Below are 3,752 nucleotides of genomic sequence, written 5' to 3' on the forward strand. Positions count from 1 at the left end.
GTCGAGCGGATCCTGCACAACCTGTCGATCCTGTTCGAGCGCACGTTCGCGACCGCGCAGGAGCTGAACCGCTACCGTCGCGAAGTGACGGCGCGGGTCAATGGCGCGGTGGACAGCCCGTAGCGGATCGACACATCCGGCTGTCGCGGTGCAGGCCGGATTCCGGCCGACATGTGAACGCCCTCTACGCCGACCGGCGCTGCCGGCCGGCGGATTATTCATTTCCGGAAATAATCGCTTCATCAGTTTCTGAAATCGGATGGTGAGCTGGAATTTCATGTGTTTAGTATTTTTTAATAAACATCGAATTCCGGATTTAATTGAATTTTTTGTGTCTGTTGCAGACAATTTGTCTTTCGCAATCCGGAAAACAAAATGGAAAAGTCGGCAAATTGAAATTGAATCGTAGGCTTCGGGTTTCGTCTCCGTCTATACGGAGAAACCGCTGCGATGGCAGCGAATTTGGCGGAAAATCGGCTGTTTTTGCGGGAATTTATCGAACCTGTCCAGTCCTCGATTAGTTCGCATATTAATTTACAAAATCACAACCGGATAATGTTCATGTAAGCGTAGTGGTGCGATGAAAATCGATAGATAAATACAAGTGTCACGATTGAAAATAAGAATGATATGTATCCATGCTTCAATATAAAATCGTTTCCGAATCCAAATAGGAGAGACGAGTCAGGGAGACGAACGGCAACTTGCCTGTCGATGGGTGCAACTTTGAGGCGGCGGTATGGCTAATGTGAGATTGGCAAAGCGATTGAGAAGTCTGCCTTCGCTGGATTTCCTGAGAGGCTTCGAATGCGCGGCGCGCCATTTGAGCTTCACGCGTGCGGGGCAGGAATTGAACGTCACGCAATCGGCCGTGAGTCGGCAGGTCAAGGCGCTCGAAGAGCAGCTCCGGATCGAGCTTTTCCATCGGCACATTCGTTCGTTGACGCTGACCGACAAGGGGCGCGAGCTGTACGACGCGATCTCGTTCGCGTTGTCCGACCTGGAATCGGTGGTCGGCAAGCTGTCGTCGAGTGTCGGCCAGCGCGCCATCTCGTTGTCGACCACCGTCTCGTTCGCCGCGCTGTGGCTGATTCCGCGTCTCGGTTCGTTCCGCGCCAGCTATCCGGACATCGACGTGCGCGTGTCCGCAACGAGCGAAATTGAAGATCTTAAACGCAAACGTTTGCACCTGGCCGTGCGCTATGCAGGCCCGTATACGTCGACCGACGAGACGGACGTGCTGTTTCGCGAGCGTGTCGTGGCGGTGTGCAGCCCGAGCCTGATGACGGCGGCGGGCGACGCCGCGTCGATGAAGCCGGCCGATCTCGACAAGCACGTGCTGCTGCATCTCGACGACCCGCGCGGCGAATGGCCGTGGCACGGATGGAGCCATTTGCTGAAGGAACTCGGCGTGCCGCGGCTGCGGCCGGCCGGCGCGTTGCACTTCAGCCAGTACGATCAACTGGTCCAGGCCGCGGTCGACGGGCACGGCATCGCAATCGGAAGGCGGCCGCTGGTCGACGGGCTGTTGAAGCAGGGGCGGCTCGTCGAGCTGTTCCCGCACTGTACCGTTGCATCGGGCAGCTACGTCCTCGTGCAGAACCCCGATGCGTGCAACGAATTCGACATCGCGGTGCTGACCAACTGGCTGCTCGAACAAGCGTGTCACCCGCTCGCGACGGAGCAGGACACCGCCGGCAGCAACGTGGTGCCGATGTATCGCGTGGGATAACGCGGCGCCGCGATAGCGTCGTGCGCGGTGTCATGCGCGGCACCTGCAACCTGTGCGATGATGCGCCGCTTCGCGTTCGTCGCAGAACGCTGCCAACCGCGGCGCCCGTTTCCGGGCCACCGCCGAGTCCTGACATTCGGAGACAGCATGCCCGCACACAGCATCCAGCGCAGTACCCTGCATTACCACGATCACGGCGCCGGTTTTCCGGTGCTGCTCGGGCACAGCTATCTGTGGGACGCGACGATGTGGGCGCCGCAGATCGACGCGCTGTCGCGCAAGTATCGCGTGATCGTGCCGGACCTGTGGGGGCATGGCGAATCGGGCGCGCTGCCGGACGGCACGCACACGCTCGACGATCTCGCCGCGCACGCGAGCGCGCTGCTCGACGCGCTGGACATCGAACAGTGCGCGATCGTCGGGCTCAGCGTTGGCGGCATGTGGGGCGCACGGCTCGCGTTGCGCGAGCCGCGGCGCGTGCGTTCGCTCGTGATCATGGACGCGTCGCTCGAGGCCGAGCCCGATGCGACGCGCACGCGCTATTTCGGGATGCTCGACGCGATCGAGGCCGCGGGCCGCATCGCGCCGCCGCTGCTCGACGCGATCGTGCCGCTGTTCTTCCGGCCGGATGTCAACCTCGACGGTCCGGTGCCGACGGCGTTTCGCCATGCGCTCGCGAACCTGCCCGCCGACCGGTTGCGGCAATCGATCGCGCCGCTCGGTCGGCTGATCTTCGGCCGGCCCGACACGCTGCCGGCACTCGCCGAACTCGATGCCGCACGCACGCTGCTGATGTGCGGCGCGGGCGACATGGCGCGCCCGCCGTCGGAAACCGTGAAGATGGCGAGCGTGATCGGCTGCGCGCATGCGCTGGTGCCGGACGCCGGCCATATCTCGAACCTGGAGAATCCCGCGTTCGTCACGCGCGCGCTGCTCGACTGGTTCGACGCGCAGCAACTGCCGTCGAACTGACGGTCACGCGAACGGCGACGCGCGCGGGCCGCGCGGCGCCGCATCGATCCGCGTCACGCGCGCTCGCTGACCGGCGTGAATTTCCGGTCGCGCACACGCGCTTCGTCGGCACCGCCGCGCACGAGGCTCAGCGCTTCCGCGCGGCTCGCCACGCACGGCCCGGAGCCGGGCAGCGGCCGGCGCGCGGTCTCGCGCAACGCGAGCACCGACACGATGCCGATGAACGACGCGCCCATCAGGTAGTACGCGGGCATCATCAGGTCGCCGGTGCGATCGACCAGCCATGCGGCGACGAGCGGCGTCGTGCCGCCGAACAGCGACACCGACACGTTGAAGCCGATCGCGAGCGCGCCGTAGCGGATGCGCGTCGGGAAGAGGGCAGGCAGCGCCGACGGCATCACGCCCGTGAACGTCGACAGCAGGATGCCGTAGATCAGCATCCCGCCGAAGATCGGCAGCATGCCGCCGGTGCGGATCAGCATCAGCGCCGGCACCGACAGCGCGAGCAGGCCCACGCAGCCGGCCATCATCACCGGCTTGCGGCCGACCTTGTCCGACAGGTGCCCGGCGTACAGCGTCATCGGCATCATCAGCACCATCACGAGCAGCACCATGAAGAGCCCGTGCGATTCGCGAACGTGCAGCGTCGCGGACAGGTAGCTCGGCAGGTACGACAGCGCCATGTAGTCGGTCACGTTGAAGATCAGCACCAGGCCGACGCATTGCAGCAGCGGCTTCCACTGTTCGACGAGCAGCGTCGCGAAGCGCTGCTTCGGCCGCGCGCGTTCATCCGCTTCGCGTGCTTCGGCCTCCTTCCTGAATGCCGGGGTCTCCTCGAGCTTGAGCCGCACGTAGAGGCCCACGAGGCCGAGCGGGCCGGCGATGAAGAACGGCACGCGCCAGCCCCACGACAGCAGCGCGTCCTGCGACAGCGTGGCGGTCAACAGCGCGACCGTGGCGGCGCCGAGCGTATAGCCGATCAGCGTGCCGAATTCGAGGAAGCTGCCCATGAAGCCGCGGCGCTTGTCGGTCGAGAACTCGGCGATAA

At 63.9% G+C, this 3,752-nt stretch carries 3 protein-coding genes and 1 pseudogene; 3 read left to right on the forward strand and 1 reads right to left on the reverse strand.

All coding sequences use genetic code 11. The annotated features are described in order from the left end of the window. The 3 genes and pseudogenes from WT24_RS34765 to WT24_RS30560 all read left to right on the forward strand — a co-directional run. Window positions 1-123 (forward strand): annotated as a pseudogene (locus tag WT24_RS34765) (ferritin-like domain-containing protein); the annotation flags it as partial. Window positions 124-739: 616 nt separating this feature from the next. Then, window positions 740-1,732 carry a LysR substrate-binding domain-containing protein gene (locus tag WT24_RS30555; RefSeq protein ID WP_060036964.1) on the forward strand — a complete coding sequence of 331 codons (993 nt, stop codon included), beginning with the start codon at window positions 740-742 and terminating at the stop codon, window positions 1,730-1,732. Window positions 1,733-1,879: 147 nt separating this feature from the next. Next, window positions 1,880-2,704, forward strand: coding sequence for an alpha/beta fold hydrolase (locus WT24_RS30560; protein WP_060036968.1), 825 nt, complete (start codon window positions 1,880-1,882; stop codon window positions 2,702-2,704). Window positions 2,705-2,757: 53 nt separating this feature from the next. On the opposite strand, the gene WT24_RS30565 is transcribed toward WT24_RS30560, so the two are convergent. Beyond that, window positions 2,758-3,752: MFS transporter (locus WT24_RS30565; RefSeq protein WP_060036966.1), on the reverse strand; the 995-nt coding region annotated here is incomplete at its 5' end.

This window comes from Burkholderia sp. MSMB1078WGS, assembly GCF_001528895.1.
In the GTDB taxonomy this organism is placed as follows: domain Bacteria; phylum Pseudomonadota; class Gammaproteobacteria; order Burkholderiales; family Burkholderiaceae; genus Burkholderia.

Excerpts from the sequence above, each read along its gene's own strand:
- WT24_RS30560 (WP_060036968.1), top strand. The coding sequence starts at position 1,880 with ATGCCCGCACACAGCATCCAGCGCAGTACCCTGCATTACCACGATCAC.
- WT24_RS30555 (WP_060036964.1), top strand. The coding sequence starts at position 740 with ATGGCTAATGTGAGATTGGCAAAGCGATTGAGAAGTCTGCCTTCGCTG.